Here is an 18255-nt window from a genome sequence, read left to right on the forward strand (position 1 = left end):
GAACGTTTCACATTGAAGGTTGTGACTGTTTCCTTGAGACGTTGCATTTGAAACCTGAAACTTCCTGGTCTTACGGCATCCACATATACATAAATTGCGGGGTACTGCTGTTGAGCAATGTCAGAAGAGATGAAGCTTTCAGCTCAGGGAACTTCTGCCTCTCTCCACTCCCGATCATCATGCTTGAATAAATATTGTGCTTATAGCCTCCAGCACGATGATAGGTCACGACCTGAGCTTCATCGAGTCCGGCCTGGGTTTTGGCCAAGTCAATCGCATCTTCCAAATAGCCAATACTGTCGATGAGTCCGGCTTCCTTGGCCTGTATCGCTGTGTAAATTCTGCCATCAGCCAAACGTCGAACCTCCATGTCATTAAGATCTGGCCGTCCGGCTTTTACGACGGTAAGAAACTGCTCATACATGGAATCAATGACTCCTTGGAAAATGGCTTGTTCTTCATCCGTCATCGAACGAAACGGAGCCCCCATCGATTTTTTGGGGCCGGAGGTGATGGCATGCGGTTTCACGCCGATTGTCTCGAGGAGTCCTTCTGCATTGATCGTCACCATAATCACCCCAATACTTCCGGTTATTGTCGAAGGGTGAACGGCAATGTGATCCGCTGCCGCCGCGAGGTAGTATCCTCCGGATGTTCCAAGATCGACAATCGATGCGATCACGGGAATACTATGGGTTTTCTTAAATTGACGAATTTCATGATAGAGAATATCTGAAGCCGTGACTGTGCCGCCTGGGCTGTTAATACGGAGGATAATCGCCTTTACCTGTTCATCTTCACCGGCCTTTGTCAGTTCTTCTTTCACCCGTGCTGGAAGGCTTGGACGATCGAATAATTGATCAACAAAGCCTGAGGGTTTTGCTGATGTCAGCATCCCCTCGATATTAATCATGACGATTTTCTGTTCGCCTTCCCCAGCAACTCTGGATTCCTGCAATGGTCCGATAGATGGAAAGATTGATGGCTGACTAATGCAGCCGGTCAAACTGAGACACATACACAGGATGGCGACGAATTTACTCATATTGTTCCTTTAACTCATGTATCGTGGAATTTGATTGCGGTCATACCGTTGTCTAAGTCTTATCACTGCAAACTCTTGTGCTTTGCAAGAAGCGTGTGCCTCCTGATGCTTTGCCATACATGTTAGATGGCTTCTGTCTTTTGAACAGTCATGTCTTCTGTTGCTGCATGAGTTTCTCTAAAAACTGACGAAAGAGATAGGCTGAATCATGTGGCCCAGGTGAGGCTTCAGGATGATACTGCGTCGACATGATGGGCACATCTAAGCCAAGCATGCCTTCGCAACAGCCATCATTTAAACTTCTATGGGTAATCTGAATCTGTCCCCATTTTGATTGAAACACCTCTGGGCCATGTCCCTCGGAATCATGAGATCCCGGTAATCCGACTGCAAAATTGTGATTCTGTGAGGTGATTTCGACCTTCTGGGATCGTAAGTCGAGTACTGGATGATTGGCGCCATGATGTCCAAATTTTAATTTATGTGACTCCAGGCCTAAGGCCAATCCAAGAATTTGGTGGCCAAGGCAAATACCAAAAATCGGACGCCAGCCAATCAATGCACGAACAGTTTCTACGGCGAAGGGAACAGCATCGGGATCGCCCGGACCATTGGAAAGGAGAATGCCGTCAGGCGTTATGGCTTTCACCGCGTCTGCAGAGGTCGAGGCTGGAACGACATGGACCTCGCCCCCGACGTCAACGAGTCTTCGGAGAATGTTGAGTTTCACACCGAAGTCGAATACGACGACTTTATACAAGGCCGACTGTTCGGGAGTAGATGATGGTGCTTGATCAGATGCCGTCTCGGTAGGCCAAGCTCCGGTGCCTTCTTTCCACGAATAGGTCTCTTCACAGGTGACCTTCGAAACAAGATCTTGCCCGACAATTGATGGCGTGTGACGAGCCTTCTCAATGAGGGTTTCTGGATTCATAGTGATGTGGGAAATCACGCCTGGTTGTGAACCCTGATCACGTAAATGTCGGGTTAATGCACGGGTATCAATTCCTTCAATGCCAACGATTTTTTGTCGAACTAAGTAATTCGGAAAGGATTCTTTCGAACGCCAATTACTGGCCGTATGTGAGGCTTCACGAACAATAAATCCTTCAGCCCACGAGCGTGTCGATTCGCAGTCTTCTTCGGATATTCCATAGTTGCCAATTTGCGAACACGTCATGACCACAATCTGCCCTGTATAGGAAGGGTCGGTTAAGACTTCCTGATATCCCGTCATGGCTGTATTAAAGACCACTTCTCCGGATGTTTCACCGGCATAGCCAAGTGCCGTTCCTTCAAATATCGTCCCGTCAGCCAGTGCTAAAAGTGCTTTCTTCATAGTAAAACGTCGTTCATTCTAAGTGTTGAATTATGAAACATCCCGTACTTGCTCTCGTGCATCGTGCCATGAGACGAGGACGCGTCGAATTTTTGAGACCAATAAGCCGGTCGCCAACGCCACATTAACAAGATAGAGTGCGCGAGAAATCATATGCATGCGAAAAAACTGATCGTAGGCCGCCTTCTTATCCAGTTCACTCACGGCTTCAAAGGCTTGTTCCTGAAGGGCAATGGTTTTGGGACCTATCACGCCCATTATCACACTTGTTGTGATCGCCATGCCGACTAATAGAATGATTTCGATTCGAGTGATGGGGAACAGCATGTTCGACGCACTCGTGTTCGTCCAATATCGACATCCAACCATGACGATCAAAAAGATCAGAATACCAAGAGTCAAGAGACTATAGCCATCGAAGACTCGACGCAAAAACCGTCCGCCTTGTTCCATGCTAAAGGAATTAAAGACAGCAGGAATGACGACGGCGATAATCATTAACAGACCACCGACCCAAACCATCAGTCCAAATACTTCACAGATATACCCGACAAATTGCCAACGAAACTTTCCGCGCTCAGACATTTATGTTGCTTCATAGACAACTGTTCCACTCACAATTGTCTTGACCACCTTCCCGTTCACATTCCAACCTGTAAATGGCGTATTCTGACTTTTTGAATGAAATTTCGTAGGATCGACGACCCACGCATGCGAAGGATCGATAAGCACAACATCGGCATCGCTTCCAACTTCCAAGGTGCCTTTTTTCAAGCCAAAGACTTTGGCCGGGGCGCTAGTTAATTTTTCGATAGCTTGCTCAAGCGTCAACACCCCCTCATTCACTAAGGCCATCGTTAAGGGTAGCGCCGTTTCGAATCCTAAAATTCCAAACGGTGCTTTATCGAATTCCAACTGTTTTTCTTGAGCGGCATGAGGAGCATGATCCGTGGCAATACAGTCAATCGTACCATCGGCAAGCCCTGCCTTCAGGGCTTCGACATCCGAAGCTGTGCGAAGAGGCGGATTCATTTTTGCGTTGGCATTGAAGGCTCGTGTGGCCTCATCGGTTAATGAAAAATGATGGGGGCAGACTTCTGCCGTTACCGGAAGACCCTTCGCTTTGGCTTGGCGTGTCAGTTGCACCGACCCGGCAGTGCTTAAATGCGCCAGATGGAGCCGTGCCCCGGTTAATTCAGCCAATGAAATATTGCGCGCAACCATGACATCTTCTGAGGCATTTGGAATACCCGGCATCCCGAGCTCCGTTGACACAAAACCTTCATTCATGCATCCACTATCAGTGAGGTGGAGGCATTCACAATGATCGACCACGGGAAGATCAAACCCCTTGGCATATTCCAACGCGCGTCGCATGACTTGGCTATTCATCACGGGGCGACCGTCATCGGAAATCGCGACACATCCCGCGGAATGAAGTTCACCGATCTCGGCCAGTTCGGCACCTTCCGACCCTTTCGTAATCGCCCCAATCGGAAACACATGCGCGTTCCCAGCCTGCCTGGCCTTACTTAAGATAAACTCCGTGACCGTTTGATTGTCATTGACCGGTTGGGTGTTTGGCATACAACAGACAGAAGTAAATCCTCCGGCTACGGCTGACGCGGTTCCAGTCTCGATCGTTTCTTTATATTCGAATCCCGGTTCACGTAAGTGTGCATGGAGATCCACAAAGCCGGGTGCGACCACAAGTCCGTTCGCATTGATCACGGTCATGTCTGACGTATCGTGTTCAGCGTCAATGAGATTCGTCCCGATTGCCTGAATTTTGCCATCTCGAATCAAGACATCGCTGATGCCATGATGCCGACCTGGATCAATGACTGTTCCCCCACAAATTAGTATATTCATAGTGTTACCAATGGAATAATGTACAACATGAAAAATAGAATGTTCGTTAACCCCAACCCATTGTTTTTCATTGTGCGCGTACTCATGACTTTAGTCTTGTCCCGTTCCTGAAAGTAAATACATGAGGCCCATCCGAACCGCTACCCCATTTGCCACTTGATCCAGAATGACTGCCGACTGACTGTCGGCAATGTCTGATGCGATTTCGACACCGCGATTCAGCGGCCCGGGATGCATCACCATCACATCCGGTTTTGCACGTTTCATATGCGTCGAGGTCAGACAATACAATCGTGCATATTCCCGAATACTGGGCAGGAGCGCACGACCAAGGCGTTCGAGTTGAAGCCGGAGCATGATGATCACATCAGCCCCTTCCAGCCCTTCATGAAGGCTTGAAAATATCGAGACGCCTAGGCGGTCGAGGTCCAGCGGAATCATCGTTGGGGGGGCTACAACTCGTACAGAAGCCCCGAGTTTGGTCAGTGCGTAAATATTCGAACGGGCGACTCGGCTATGGGCAATATCCCCGACAATCGTGACGGTTAAGCCTTGGATGTTTTTCTTCCGTTCCTTAATTGTAAAAAGATCCAGGAGCGCCTGAGTCGGATGTTCATGCCAGCCATCTCCGGCATTGATCACAGACGATCGTACGCCCTTGGCGAGTGTTTCCGCCGCGCCTGGCGAGGAGTGACGCAGCACGATAATATCGGCTTGCATGGATTCGATGTTTCGTGCGGTGTCGAGTAAAGTCTCGCCCTTGACGATGCTACTGGTCGATGGGGAGAAATTAATCACATCGGCACTCAAGCGCTTGGCGGCCAGTTCAAACGACGTTCGTGTGCGCGTACTTGGCTCAAAAAAGAGATTGACGACAGTTTTTCCGCGCAAGGCCGGGACTTTTTTAATCTGGCGTCCACTGACCTCTTTAAAGGATTCCGACGTCTCTAATATGAGATGAATTTCATCAGGCGTGAGAGACGACACACTCAGGAGATCTTTGTGTTTCATACCCATAGTGGAGGAGCCCTAGTCTACACTGACACGATGGCCACTCGATCTTCTTGTCCTACTTCATGAAAAAATACTTGCACTTGTTCATCTTCAGATGTGGGGACGCTTTTTCCGACATAGGTTGCACGAATGGGTAATTGACGATGTCCTCGGTCCACCAAGACTGCCAGTTGAATCTCCGCAGGACGGCCCAAATCGATCAACGCGTCCATGGCTGCACGGATGGTTCGTCCCGTAAACAACACATCGTCGACGAGCACGATTTTCATGTCCACAATGTTAAATGGAATTAACGTTCGCTTGACTTCAGGCTGATCACGTCGTGTTGAGAGATCATCGCGATACAACGTAATGTCCAACTCCCCTAACGGCACATCACTCTGTTCAATTTCATGAATTCGATTCACTATTCGTTGCGCCAAGTACACGCCACCTGTGCGAATACCGACGAGGGCCAGTCCCTGCGCACCTTTGTTACGTTCTAAGATCTCGTGACTGATCCGGGTTAATGCTCGGCCCATTTCTTGCTGATCCATCAGAGTGCGTTCATGCTGAGATGACGTGGGCATAGGTGTATCAGTCACTTTGGCTCAGGGACACAAAAAAAAACCCCCTCACGGCAACCATGAGAAGGTTTCTGTCAGCTAGAAGGGCAGGTAGCCCACAGGTCTTATCTCTCCTTACTCACCTCACTGGATGAGTGTTAAAGGTTGCTCTATCCTATTCGCCAGAGCGTGACCTGTCAAGGTGACATTGAGGTAAAGGTATTTGGAGCCTTGTTGGTGCTGCTCCCTGTTATCGGACGGTATTCTTCTGTTTGTTTATTTTTGGAAAATAAAGACCATAAGGTCTTGATAAAGTGTAGCTTTTGGCAGAATGGCCTGATGGAGTCGAAAGGTGGGAAGTTGGTGAATATACTCAGCATAAATCAGCGAGACCTGAAGTTTTCGAGCGTAGGTTTCGAAAAACGGCAATCCGGAGACAATGAATGTTCCTCCGGACGTAAGTCGATTCATGTAAGAAATACAGGTGTGTTCCAGAAGTGTTGGCTGTGTAAATTGGTCAAAGGGAATCCAATGATAGATCAGATCGTATGATGAATCAGTTGTTACTTCAGCATGTTGCTGTGGGACGAACTGAATGGTGGAAAGCGCATCCCAGCGTTGCGTACGCGCGCATTGATTCCACAATGTCTGTGCCTGCTTTTGCGCCAGCGCGTCCCATCGGTATAGTACCGTAGAGGTTTTCCCCGCATCTACTTGAATGCAAGCACTCAGAGCCGCCTCACATCCGTCAATAAGAATATGATGAGCCGATTGGATCGACATTTGTAGCTGCGGATTGTCTTCACTCAAATCATCGACGTAGTCAAAGAGAAATGGTTGGCTTTCCTGTTCGCCAATGCTCTGGTCGTCCTCTGGATACAGAAGTACTGCTGAATAGGCTTCCGAAGCCGTGACCTGCGGTGCGCCACCTGGAAATAACGAACGCCAGGACGGAACAGCCGCTGGATAGTCTGGAGGCTGGGAAGAATCAGCAATTTCCCATGTATCGTTGACTGGAATGGTACGATGCTGAGTTTCATCTTGAAGAATAAGGTTTCCTCCTGAAGTCGTTACGCTTCGTCCGCAAGGTGGAAGGCCTCTTGGCTTCGGACTGAAATATGAAAGACCCGTAGCATCAGTCGAATGTGTGGCTTTGACGACTTTTCCTTGCGATACCGTGACCCCGAGCTTATGTACGGAATCGACATAACGGAGGGGTGGATGGTCTGAAGGAGTCCAGATGACCTCCCCCGCGTGTGATGGATCTAAAAACAGGCGTAATGGATCGATTCCTCCTGAAGCCGAAGGGGTGAAGAACTGACTGAAGAGCCGAAACGCGCCTTCTGATGGATAGGGTGGAATTCCACGATATTGTAGCGGCAAGGGATGATGAGGATTTTGATCATCATAGAGTCCGCGGATGAATTCAAATGTCGCACTTCCCGTTCCCGGTAAAAGAGAAAGGAATAGCTCGACGACGGGCAGATAATCAATTTGTTCCCAATGCATGGCCGTCATGCAAGACATGAATTGTGTCTGCTCAAATCGGCCATCCTGTAAGATGTAAAAGGCATCTTTTCGCTGAGAAATCGTGGCCTGCCCCGATGCATCGATGGTGATATCTTCGTCACGATAAAAAAACCGTATATGCTCCAATGACATATTCATTGCGCGCGCAGCCATGTTGCGTAAATCATCTTTGGTAATGGCTTCCCATCCCGGTCGCGATGACAAGTTGAGATGCGTATCGTACTGTAGCTGGCCAGGTTTAATGCCAATCCATTGTCCCCAATCTAATTGCAGGCGAGCAGAGACAAGCCGGTCGTGTCCTTGAGCATCGTGTGTCCATTCACATTCATGCAGTGGATGGCCTTCCGGATCAGTCAACAGAATTCGCCGACCCGTTGTCCCATAAAAAACTAGATGTCCACTTGGTTGCCTTCGCACGCTTCCTCCAATGGCAACAAAGTCTTGCACATATGGGCGATTTCCAGGAAGCAGAAAAATATTCGGCCGTCCGAGAACAGAGGCCGTCAACGTATCAAGTTCCATTTGGTTAAGATCTTGGGGATGATGAGTAATTGAGGGGCAACACGGGAGGACACAACCTAATGCAAGAGAAGATCTAGGCCTTTTTCACGAGCGACGAGATACTCACGATGAACGACGAGTTTACTCCCGAATTTGTCCAGAGCCGTAGACGACATATTTGGAACAGGTTAAATCTTCCAAGCCCATTGGCCCGCGCGCATGTAGGCGGGTCGTACTAATTCCCATTTCTGCCCCAAGTCCAAACTCATACCCATCATTCAGCCGGGTTGATGCATTGACCATGACTGCACTCGCATCGACTTGACGCAAAAATCGAAGGGCTCGATTGTAATCATTGGTCAAAATGGACTCAGTATGTCGTGAGCCATAGGTCTCAATGTGGTCCATGGCCTGATCCATATCTTTGACAACCCGTACTGCGAGGACAAGCGACAAAAACTCTTTGCCAAAATCATCGTCTTGAGCGGGTTTGACATTTGGCAGAACTTCGCAGGTTTTTGGGCAACCACGAATTTCAACGCCTGCTTCAGTCAACTCTTTCGCAAGAGTCACAAGGAAGGTCTTGGCGATTTTTTCGTGGACCAACAAACCTTCAAGTGCATTGCATGTTGACGGTCGTTGCACTTTGGCATTCACACAGATTTTTTGAGCTTGAGCTAGGTCGGCATTGACGTCGACATACATGTGACAGACCCCTTGATCATGTTTCACGACAGGAATCGTGGAATTCGTCGTCACGGTTTCCATCAATGACGCCCCGCCACGGGGAATGATTAAGTCAACGTACCGATCGCTCTTGAGCAGGTCGAGCACAAGTTCCCGGTCTGGTCGGTCGATAAAACTAATCGCCCCATCGGGAATCCCGGCATTATGTGCCGCCTCTACTAATACCGTGGCAATTGCCGTATTCGAATGGATCGCTTCAGAGCCTCCACGAAGTATGCACACATTTCCCGACTTCAAGCACAAGGCGGCTGCATCTGCCGTGACATTGGGGCGGGATTCATAAATGATCCCAATGACGCCAATCGGAACGCGTACGCGTCCCACTCGCATACCATTTGGGCGTTTCTTGAAGCCTAACGATTCACCCACGGGGTCGCGCAGGGAGACAATCTCGCGTATTTGTTTGGCCATCCCGGCAATACGTTCCGGAGTCAGTTTCAGGCGGTCAGCCATTGCCGCACGAGAGGGATCTTCTCCAAAGTTTTCCAAGTCTCTTTCATTGGCTTCAATAATGGCCTCTGTGGCTTCTTCCAGACCATCTGCCATAGCCTCCAACGCGTTATTCTTTGCGGCAGCCGTCAAGACGCTCAGTGGCCGCGCTGCCGAACGCGCAGTTTCGAGAAGAGTCTGGAGATACTCTTCGTTACTAACTTCCTCTTCTTCCTCTACGGCTTCTATATCCTGATCTTCAGACTGCTCATCAGGAACTTCAAGATCTTCCTCAGTTTTCATTGGTGCCATGGCCTTTGCTGGTCTGTATCGCTTGAATGTTTATAGTGGGATTAAACAGGGATTGAGAATACCCCGCTCTGTAAAGTACCGTCAAGCACCATGACCTTGATATAGCAATAGGAATCATAATGTTTATCGAAGATCCTTTTCGGACCGTTATACTTCTATGCTTGATTTTGCCCACACAATCCTGCATATTACGGATCAACTTTTGAGAGTGAGCCTGATCTCCTCATTTTATCTCCTCGCAATTCGTCATTCCTCGTGCCGAGGTAGCTCAGTTGGCAGAGCACAGCCCTGAAAAGGCTGGTGTCGACAGTTCGATTCTGTCCCTCGGCACCACTTTCTCCCTATCCATTTGATTTTTCTGTAAATCTCTCAGCTGACAGTTCGAAATTCTGCTTGTTTCTATAATTTTCTGCCTGTTTAGTCTACGATTTTTCGCAAAACCTCCTCCTACTTCTGGATATTTCCGAATGATATTCAGTCTTTGGTGCGACGCACGGAGATCCTTAAAATCCTCTGTACTAAATCTTTTAAGGAAGCAAAGAAGAGTTTCTTCTTCGAGGCATGGCTGTGAAATTGAAACGTTCGTATCGTGTTTATAACAGGATTGCCAATCTCATATCAGGCAGCACCATGAACAGTCCTACCGAATCACGAAGTGCCATCGCCTACGTTCGAGCTTCGACAAATGAAGAAGGAAAGTCTGACCTTAGTATTGAGACTCAATCGGCAGACATTATTCGTTTTTCTCAATGGAAGACCACTATCATCCTGAAATAGGTGTTGAAGAGTGGGGGAGCAGAAAAAAGTGATGACAATTTAGAGCGCCGCCCTCGACTGGCTTATGCGCTAAGGATTGAGAAAAAGGCGCACGCACATATCGTCACTTCAAAGATTGATCGAGTGGCTAGGGACTCAGCTTTCAGCATTTCGTTCTTGGTCAAGCGCGCAGTTTCTATCCGCAGAATGCGGTATGCCCCAACCGCCTATCAGGTCCTGAGGCGGGCCAATGCCTTGCCGCAACAGAACGTCTCATAAATTCAATTCAGTTCACTGGAAATAAACAATAACACCCCACTGGGGGAGATCTTCAAGCAGCTTATATCAAAATAGCTGCTAAGATTTTTGTGGCAAAATTTTCCAACATCTCAGGCGGAAGAGAGGAAAACTACGAAATACTACAAGAAGGTAGGAAGCGAGTGTCAGTTGGATGAAAATATTGTTAATGAACCTTAGGCTTCCACTCCCTCGAAAGCCGTTGCCCCTCGGCGATTTGTGCAGGAGACATTTTTTTCTCTAGCATGTTTCGTTTAGCTATTGTTGGCTTCGAACCATGAGAAGCAGCCAGATTTAACCACATGTATGCAAGCACATAATCTCGGGGCAATATTTCTCCATTGAAGTATGCGACACCCAAATTGTGTTGGGCTTGATGATCGCCTTGATCCGCTGCCAAGCGAAGCCATTTCACGGCCTGAACTAAGTCTTTAGGCACTCCTTCACCAAAGTAATAGATGCGACTTAAATACTCTTGGGCATACGCATTGCCTTGATTTGCAGCCAAGTGAAACCATTGCTTCGCCTGAACTAAATCCTTAGGAATTCCTTCTCCTTTATAATACATACCACCTAAAATAGATTGGGCAGCCATATTGCCTGCTTCTGCTAGTGGTCGAAATTCTTCTAACGCTGTTTTATAATCGCCTCGATAATAAGCCCTATTACCCGCTTCAATATCCGCCCAACAATGAGTTGGAACAGCAAATAGACCTATCCATATTGTTATAAGAAATGCGAATCTCTTCATGTTTTTTCTTTCCTACTTAAGTCCATATTCTCGGTTTTTTTTAAGAAAGAGTAAAATAGTTTATGGAGTAGGTGTACAATAATTGACAATCAAAAGATTCACATTGAATCTTTCTGCAAGTTGACTTTTAATTAATAGCTTTACGACAAATTTCACTCCGGTATTTGCTACGATATCTTTAATGAGTGATAGCCAACTGCTTGAAATTGTAAGGATAGGCTTTAGACGCTTCCGATTCTGTCCCTCGGCACCAAACTTTCATGAAATCCATCCCCTTGCGAACTTTAACAACACGGCCTTGATCTATTTCCTAGTGTCTCGTCTTATTAAACGACCATTTTCTCAGGGAATTCACCCATATGTTATTCCTGCTGCTCGTGGGCACACGGGAATTCTCAGAGCCATTGTCGTTTTAGGCAAGGGCTAATTCTTATGTGCGGACGATATACGCAAACAGGGAAATTTGATAACCTGCTGAAACTGCTTCGCGTTCTCCGCAAGCCTCCCCTCACACCTCGTTACAATATTGCGCCAGGCCAAATGGTCGCCTGTGTCCGACATGACCCTGAAAATGATCAGCGAGAATGCGTCATGCTGAAATGGGGATTGATTCCTTTCTGGGCTGAAGATCCAAGCCTTGGGCAAAAACTGATTAATGCGCGCGGCGAAACGGTTGCAGAGAAACCGTCTTTCAGAAAGAGCTTCCAATCCCGACGCTGCTTGGTCTTGGCGGATGGCTTTTATGAATGGAAACAAGAAGGCACAGCCAAGCAACCGTACTACATTCGCTTTAAAGACCATCGCCCGTTTGTCTTTGCTGGACTCTGGGAGCGGTGGGCGAAGATAGAGTCGCCAATTCAATCCTGCACAATTATCACGACGACTCCCAATGTCCTCATGCAGCCTTTGTATCGACGCATGCCGGTGATTCTCAACACACATGATTGTCATGTATGGCTTGATTCAACGATTCAGAATCCTGCATTGTTGCATCCGTTACTCCAACCAATGGATTCTGAAGAGATGGAGGCGTACCCAGTGAGTCCTCTCGTCAACAATCCACGGAACGACGTTCCGGCCTGTATCGCCCCTGCTGGATAATTCGCCGTACAAAATATGCCTTACAGCAGGCAAGCATTCGTAGGGTTTGGCCTACATATTTACCTCAATTACTGAGCTAGGTAACATATGTGCTTGAGTGAGGTGTATTACGTGAGTCCATGCTCACTGTTCTCCATTTATTTCATTCATAACGGAGTACGCTCATGAAGAAACGTCTTGGGTACCTCTTTTTTGTCATTGCTTTCATGGCGAGTTCATCGTCCTTATCATTTGCTCAAGGGCCTGAGTTTCCTCCTCCAGCTGTTCGGACCGTTGTCGCTGAGGTATTGCTGACTGAAGGTGAGTTTCTTATCGTTCGTGGGCCGTTGGGAGAAATTCGCATCGTAGTGAAGCCAGATACGAAAATGTCGGAAACCTTTGAGTTTGGTGATCGTATCAAGGCCCTTATTCGACCAGATGACTCAGCCATTTCTATTGTTCGTGCTGGGAAGAATGAACCGCTAGGGATTACGGCTGAGGCTCCCACGTCATCTTCGGAATCAGATAAACCGGTAACGCCTTCAGGCGCTTCTGAGTCCGCGAATCAACCGGTTCCAGCTCAATCTGATGAGGCCCCGGTTCACATTGAACCCACAAACAGAATTATTGTTGCAGATATTCTCATGGTTGACGGTGACTTTTATATCGTGAGAAGTGAATATGGTGAGGTACGCATTGAAGTCACTCCGGACACCAAGGCAACCGAAACGTTTAAATTTGGTGATCGTATTAAAGCCAAAATTCTCCCCAACGATAAAGCGATCTATGTGAAACGTGCGAAACCAGATGACCCGCTCGGGTTTCAAGCACAAACACCTCGTACGGCTCCTCAGCCTTCGCCGGCCCAAGAGGCTCCAGCTGCCACCATGCAACCTGAGGCCTCTGCGCCGGAGAACGTGAGTCCGGAACTTCCAGGAAACCGGGAAATTGTGGCAGAAGTGTTAATGCTCGATGGAGATTTTATTGTCGTCAGAGGGGAGCGAGGTGAAATTCGGATAGAGGTCACAGATGCAACGAAACTCAGTGAGTCAGTTCAATTTGGTGATAAAATTCGCGCAATTGTTCTTCCAAATGATCGAGCAATATCGGTTGACAAGGCTAGCCCTGATGAGCCCATCGGGATTACGGATCATAAATAATTGAATGCCTTACGTGTGATGTAAGAGGGCGTTAGAGCTCTTCTGTCGGGAAAGAAGACTGCTGTTTTTCAAGGTACTGGAGAATTTCATGGTAGGCGCGAATACGCTTGACGTAATGGACTGGCTCCCACCCACGAGCATAGCGATTCGGTAAGGTTTTGTAGTATTTCTTTTTGGCCAAGAGTGGAAGGACTGTTTGGAGTTCGTCCCATCGAGTTTTATCCTTTTTGAGTCGGTGTGCGAGTAATTGCGCATCTTTAACATGACCCATTCCGACATTGTAGGCCGCAAGGGCAAAGTACATGCGGTCTGGATCCTGGATTTCATTTGGTAAGTTGGCGTAGAGCCGTGCAAGATACCGGGCTCCCCCACTAATACTTTTTCGAGGATCTAATCTATTGGTGATTCCGAGGTCAGAGGCCGTGTCGAGCGTCAACATCATAATCCCGCGGACTCCCGTTGGGCTTACGGCATTACGATTCCAGTGCGATTCTTGATACGCTTGTGCAGCGAGTAGTACCCAGGGTACTCCGTATTTCTTCCCGGCCAGATAAAACTCTTCTCGATATTGTGGCAGTCGTGTGTTGACATGTCGCAAGAATTTCCGCTCTTCAAATTTTGACAAACTGGTCTTGAGTCGTGTGGGAACTTCTTCTTTAAGGGCGGCTTGCTGTTCCCAGGAAGGCGTTTGCCAAAGGAGGAGGATTCCAATTGTGATGAGCGCGATGGAGCACGCGACCTTCACCAGTTGGTTGACGGCAACCATAACGGCATGGCGTTCGTAATTCACTGATCAGCCACCCCTTCGAGTTTGATCCCAGATAGACGTGAGCTTCTACTATCCTACCCAATTTATCATGCCTGTTTCCACTCTATCATGGTCCCATAGAATGACGGCCTACGCAATACGCCTCTTTCACTCAACTGATGAGTAATCCGAATAATGAGAGGAAACCGCTGCCAGGTATCAAGTAGTGAATAAAAAATTACATGAAGAGAGTTCGTGCAACAGCTATAGCGAACCCAAATAACTTCCAATCGAATGTACATCATGTACGCAGCGCAAAAACACACGTCGTACAGACGGAAGTATGTTGAAACGGCTATAGCAATCTCTCAAAAACTTCTGAAGAACTTTCTCATATATTTCTCCTCGATGTATTCTCCATTCCCATTATCAACGTCTTATAAATTTCTCTCGTAATCCTGAGACTTTCAGTTTGCTTGAGATTTTTCCTATACTGCACAAACATGACATTATAATTTTTTAACGTCACGTTTAGGAGCAAGTTTGGATAATTTCAAGAAATCTTCAAGTGCCTCAAGGGCTACCCTGAAAATACGAGTGAAAGTAAAAGGGCATGAATTTGTCGCATCTGGGTCTGGCGATACCGTGGCACAACAGTTTCAGAAATTTCTTGATCTGGTTGCTAAGCTGAATCATCGTGAGGAACCTTCTGTATTGAATACGACTCTGTCGGGACACGTCATCTCGCAGGATCAGTCTGGAACCCGTACGCTCCTTCTGGACGTGTTTGAGGATGATTCTCGTTCATCTGCTCTTGTTTACCGGATTCCTCCTCATCGCGATGAAACTCCGGCGAATATTATTCTCATGTTACTGTTGGGCTACCAGGAACTTCGACAAATACATGAGGTTTCTGCAACGGTACTCAATCAGGCCTTAGCCCGTTCGTCGCAGAAAATTTTACGGTTTGATCGTGTCCTGAAGTCCTATATTTGCGAGCGGTTTGTCGTAAAGCGAGGGCGAGGTAAGGGGGGGTACTATCGCCTGACGAGCCATGGAATGAAAAAAGCCACCGACATACTTTTCGAGCTTGTCGCGCTCCTCCCTTCATCCCGAAATCTTCATCCTTAGTTCGTAGCCCGTCAATGTGGCGCAGAATCATTCTCCCCTATTGGAGCATAAACGTCTCATATTCCAACTTTTGCAGTTTTTTGTCCAAAAGATGCATTCCTAGAATGACCACGACAAGCAACGAGACGGCAAAGCCATATCCATAATATGGAAGCCCCATGGAGAGGGACCATGTTGTCAGAATAATATTGGCGGCGAGAAATAGGCTTGACAGTCCAAGCGCGATCAGCCGTTTATCTAAATAAAACATGACGTTCAATATGCCTAAGAAGAGAACCTGGAGGCCGGCTGCAACGATATCGACATACAACAAGGATTCATATAATTCTGAAATTTCCAGCCAACGTAAGATTGGCGGACCGACAGCCCAAATGAGCAAGGACACGACAAACTGAATCTTCATGATCTCAAAGAGACCAAGCCGAATCGTCCGTACCATCTCATTTTTGGCATGTTGAATATGATCGAGTGAGGCTCCTCCTCGAATGGCATCGTAAAATTCCTGATACCGCTCAACGAAATCTGTCTCCATTCGAACGAGAAAGCTGGCCATGCCTGGCAGAATAGAGAGGTAGGCTAAGAAAATAGGCAGGTCATAGATTGGGGAGTTTCGAATCGGCCCGATCACAAGCTGACTCGTTTCAGGGTAATACCAGAATAAAAATTTGTCGATCCAGATCGCGAGATTATAGGTCAACCCCAACACGATCAAGCTGACATACATTCTCCCTTTTTTCAAAAAATCCCATGCCAGTAAGGTTTCGGAAGAATAATTTCGAACGGTGAGGCCCAACATGCCGACTAAAATACTAAACTGTCCAATAAAAAACCCGAACAGCAATCCTTCTAATCCAAATGACCGCATGGCGAGAGCGGCCCCAATCGTTAGTCCATAGCCAAATCCATAAAGCAACAGGACGGCTTTATATTCTTTCATGCTCGACAGAAAGATCGTCGCGATCCAGATGTTTCCTAAGACAACGAAACTGCCGATCATGAGTACCTTGTATACGATTGATTGCTCAGGAAAGAACCAGGCAATGACTCCTGTTGCAGAAATTCCACAGGCAACCGTGACCAGACACAACACGCCATGAAAATTACTCAGCACTAATTCGTCTTTTTGCTCATAGAGACGATCCGCGACATATCGTGTAAACGAGGTTTGTAAACATCCGGTCAATATCAGACTGAAGGCAATGAGGTAGGTGACCGACAGTTGGAATTGAATAATCAGCGTCTCTGGAGCCACGACGGAAAGACTCATGACGCCAATCACTAAAATACCGATAATGGATAAAATCCACGGTCCGGAACTAATCACGCCGGCATAGGCATAGGCTTTCAGCAATGACCAGTAGCTGTCTTTTTTTAGGATTTTACGGAGCTCAAATCCAATGCCTGCCATGCGTCAAATGCTTTCGTGTAGATTGATTGGTATTGATCGATCATTTGTTGTTGCGTATAGAATGTTTCAACCCGTTCAATGCCGGCTTGTTGTGCGGCATGCCAACGCTGCTCATTTGCCAATAAATTCAGGGCCGCTTCCGCTAAGGCCGTAGGGTTTGCCATGTTGACGACTGCCCCGGCAGATCCTGCCAGGTCTTCGGTTATCCCCTCCCCTTCAATCAATTGACGACACGCGCCAACGTCGGTTGTCACTGCGGGCACGCCTGCGGCAAAACCTTCGAGTACCACGAGCGGAAGTGCTTCGCTAATTGAACTGAGAATCAGAAGCCCGATTTTGGGGAGAATGTCATCGACTCTTTGAAACCCGAGAAACTTGACATGCTTGGAGAGCCCCAAGCTTTCGGTTAAATTCCGGCAATCCTGAACATATTCTTTGTCTTCATCTTCAGGACCGGCTATCCAACCTTCTGCCGATGGCAAGCGGTTGACCACCGTTCGCATGGCTCGAATAAACGTTTTGACATCTTTAATGGGGACAACCCGCCCAATGAGACATAAGATAGGGGGCGGATGAATGGGCCGATGCGCACGCAATGTTCGAAAACGTTCGATCTGGATGCCGTTTGGTATGGTGAGCGTACGAGTGTCATCGGCACCATCGGCTATTTGACGTTGCCGATTGACTTCATAGAGTGAAATGATGGGATTGGCCGCATCGTAGCAAAATGTCCCTAACGCTTCGAAAAATCTGATCCAGAGTTGCTGGAAATAGCCTAAATGTTCTGACCGTTTTTCCAATGACGTTCGATTATCGGCAAACGATGACATTTGAAACAAATCAATGCGACGTTCTTTTGTATAGATGCCATGTTCCGAAAGAATGAGCGGATGCCCAGTACGTTGTTGCAACAAGGCCCCTAAAAATCCTGCATAGCCGGTTGACACCGTATGGTAAATTTTGGCTGGAATAAGACTGGCCGCAATTTTTCCTAACATCCAAATCGGTTCATGCATTTTCCGTACGGTCCAAAAATAATCGACGAATGACGGATCGGTGCAATGCGTGCGGTAGGCGTCGCAGAGATACGTCCACGCTGTTTCACTGTACAAAAATTGCTCTTGAAGCCGTTGCGGGTTTTCCGTCAACATCGTCATCATCTTCTGCGTCAACGCCATTCCTTCCGGACATGTTTCGGGAGCTCGCATGCCGTCGTGTACGTCTTCGATAAATTGAAACAGTTTTCGGTCGTCTTCTATGGATTCAATGGCTGGGTGTCCATGGTTGGCATGGACAAAATGGCATTCGAGGTGAACCACTTGAGGAGGTAGTTCATAGCGCATCCCATCGTACTCCTCCGGCTGTCCTCCAATGAACACAAGACCAAATCGATATTCAGGAAAGGCATGAATAATTTGGTGGACCCAGCTTGACACGCCACCACTCACGTAGGGATAGGTCCCTTCTAACAGCAGGGCAATATCAACCTCTTCGGCCTGTGGGAGCGTCACCATGATGCGCCTCTCTGCTGCTCGATGTCGCATCGGAAAACAGAACAGACGGATGTTGCGTGTCGAGCTTCCCTCGCCT

15 protein-coding genes and 1 tRNA gene are annotated in these 18255 nt (G+C 47.7%); 4 read left to right on the top strand and 12 right to left on the bottom strand.

Annotated features, from left to right (window positions below):
* Positions 1-70: 70 nt before the first annotated feature.
* The 8 genes from sppA to ACWHX8_RS08980 all read right to left on the bottom strand — a co-directional run bounded on the left by sppA (position 71) and on the right by ACWHX8_RS08980 (position 9334).
* A complete protein-coding gene (gene sppA / locus ACWHX8_RS08945; protein ID WP_447971607.1) occupies positions 71-1045 on the bottom strand; it encodes a signal peptide peptidase SppA in 975 nt (324 codons plus the stop codon).
* A gap of 148 nt (positions 1046-1193) precedes the next feature.
* Complete coding sequence (gene carA / locus ACWHX8_RS08950; RefSeq protein WP_447971608.1) at positions 1194-2384, bottom strand: glutamine-hydrolyzing carbamoyl-phosphate synthase small subunit; 1191 nt, start codon at positions 2382-2384, stop codon at positions 1194-1196.
* Between the two features lie 30 nt (positions 2385-2414).
* Positions 2415-2969 (bottom strand): DUF4149 domain-containing protein, encoded by a 555-nt coding sequence (locus ACWHX8_RS08955; protein ID WP_447971609.1) that lies wholly within the window; start codon positions 2967-2969, stop codon positions 2415-2417.
* Positions 2970-4256, bottom strand: coding sequence for a dihydroorotase (locus tag ACWHX8_RS08960; protein WP_447971610.1), 1287 nt, complete (start codon positions 4254-4256; stop codon positions 2970-2972). It abuts the gene before it with no gap.
* Between the two features lie 90 nt (positions 4257-4346).
* Positions 4347-5273 (bottom strand): aspartate carbamoyltransferase catalytic subunit, encoded by a 927-nt coding sequence (locus ACWHX8_RS08965; protein ID WP_447971611.1) that lies wholly within the window; start codon positions 5271-5273, stop codon positions 4347-4349.
* Between the two features lie 17 nt (positions 5274-5290).
* On the bottom strand, positions 5291-5839 hold the full coding sequence (gene pyrR, locus ACWHX8_RS08970) for a bifunctional pyr operon transcriptional regulator/uracil phosphoribosyltransferase PyrR (protein WP_447971612.1): 549 nt from the start codon (positions 5837-5839) through the stop codon (positions 5291-5293).
* A 252-nt stretch (positions 5840-6091) separates the two neighbouring features.
* The gene (locus tag ACWHX8_RS08975) at positions 6092-7867 is read right to left on the bottom strand and encodes a hypothetical protein (RefSeq protein ID WP_447971613.1); all 1776 of its coding nucleotides are present in this window, start codon (positions 7865-7867) and stop codon (positions 6092-6094) included.
* Between the two features lie 120 nt (positions 7868-7987).
* Complete coding sequence (locus ACWHX8_RS08980) at positions 7988-9334, bottom strand: glutamate-5-semialdehyde dehydrogenase (protein WP_447971614.1); 1347 nt, start codon at positions 9332-9334, stop codon at positions 7988-7990.
* 257 nt (positions 9335-9591) lie between these two features.
* On the opposite strand from ACWHX8_RS08980, the gene ACWHX8_RS08985 reads away from it, so the two are divergent.
* Positions 9592-9667, top strand: a tRNA-Phe gene (locus ACWHX8_RS08985).
* A gap of 886 nt (positions 9668-10553) precedes the next feature.
* Here the strand turns inward: ACWHX8_RS08985 and ACWHX8_RS08990 are convergent.
* Positions 10554-11138 carry a tetratricopeptide repeat protein gene (locus ACWHX8_RS08990; RefSeq protein ID WP_447971615.1) on the bottom strand — a complete coding sequence of 195 codons (585 nt, stop codon included), beginning with the start codon at positions 11136-11138 and terminating at the stop codon, positions 10554-10556.
* 432 nt (positions 11139-11570) lie between these two features.
* Here ACWHX8_RS08990 and ACWHX8_RS08995 point away from each other — a divergent pair, with 432 nt between their 5' ends.
* The gene (locus ACWHX8_RS08995) at positions 11571-12239 is read left to right on the top strand and encodes an SOS response-associated peptidase (RefSeq protein WP_447971616.1); all 669 of its coding nucleotides are present in this window, start codon (positions 11571-11573) and stop codon (positions 12237-12239) included.
* A gap of 164 nt (positions 12240-12403) precedes the next feature.
* Positions 12404-13378 (top strand): hypothetical protein, encoded by a 975-nt coding sequence (locus tag ACWHX8_RS09000; protein ID WP_447971617.1) that lies wholly within the window; start codon positions 12404-12406, stop codon positions 13376-13378.
* Positions 13379-13409: 31 nt separating this feature from the next.
* Here ACWHX8_RS09000 and ACWHX8_RS09005 read toward each other — a convergent pair whose 3' ends face one another.
* A complete protein-coding gene (locus ACWHX8_RS09005) occupies positions 13410-14168 on the bottom strand; it encodes a transglycosylase SLT domain-containing protein (RefSeq protein WP_447971618.1) in 759 nt (252 codons plus the stop codon).
* 501 nt (positions 14169-14669) lie between these two features.
* On the opposite strand from ACWHX8_RS09005, the gene ACWHX8_RS09010 reads away from it, so the two are divergent.
* The gene (locus ACWHX8_RS09010) at positions 14670-15257 is read left to right on the top strand and encodes a hypothetical protein (RefSeq protein ID WP_447971619.1); all 588 of its coding nucleotides are present in this window, start codon (positions 14670-14672) and stop codon (positions 15255-15257) included.
* 37 nt (positions 15258-15294) lie between these two features.
* On the opposite strand, the gene pelG is transcribed toward ACWHX8_RS09010, so the two are convergent.
* Both pelG and pelF read right to left on the bottom strand, forming a co-directional pair.
* Positions 15295-16665, bottom strand: a complete 1371-nt coding sequence (gene pelG, locus ACWHX8_RS09015) for an exopolysaccharide Pel transporter PelG (protein WP_447971620.1) — start codon at positions 16663-16665, stop codon at positions 15295-15297.
* Complete coding sequence (pelF, locus tag ACWHX8_RS09020; RefSeq protein ID WP_447971621.1) at positions 16629-18179, bottom strand: GT4 family glycosyltransferase PelF; 1551 nt, start codon at positions 18177-18179, stop codon at positions 16629-16631. The genes pelG and pelF overlap by 37 nt, the downstream gene beginning before the upstream one ends.
* Positions 18180-18255 lie beyond the last annotated feature (76 nt).

Source organism: Nitrospira sp. M1 (genome assembly GCF_965152605.1).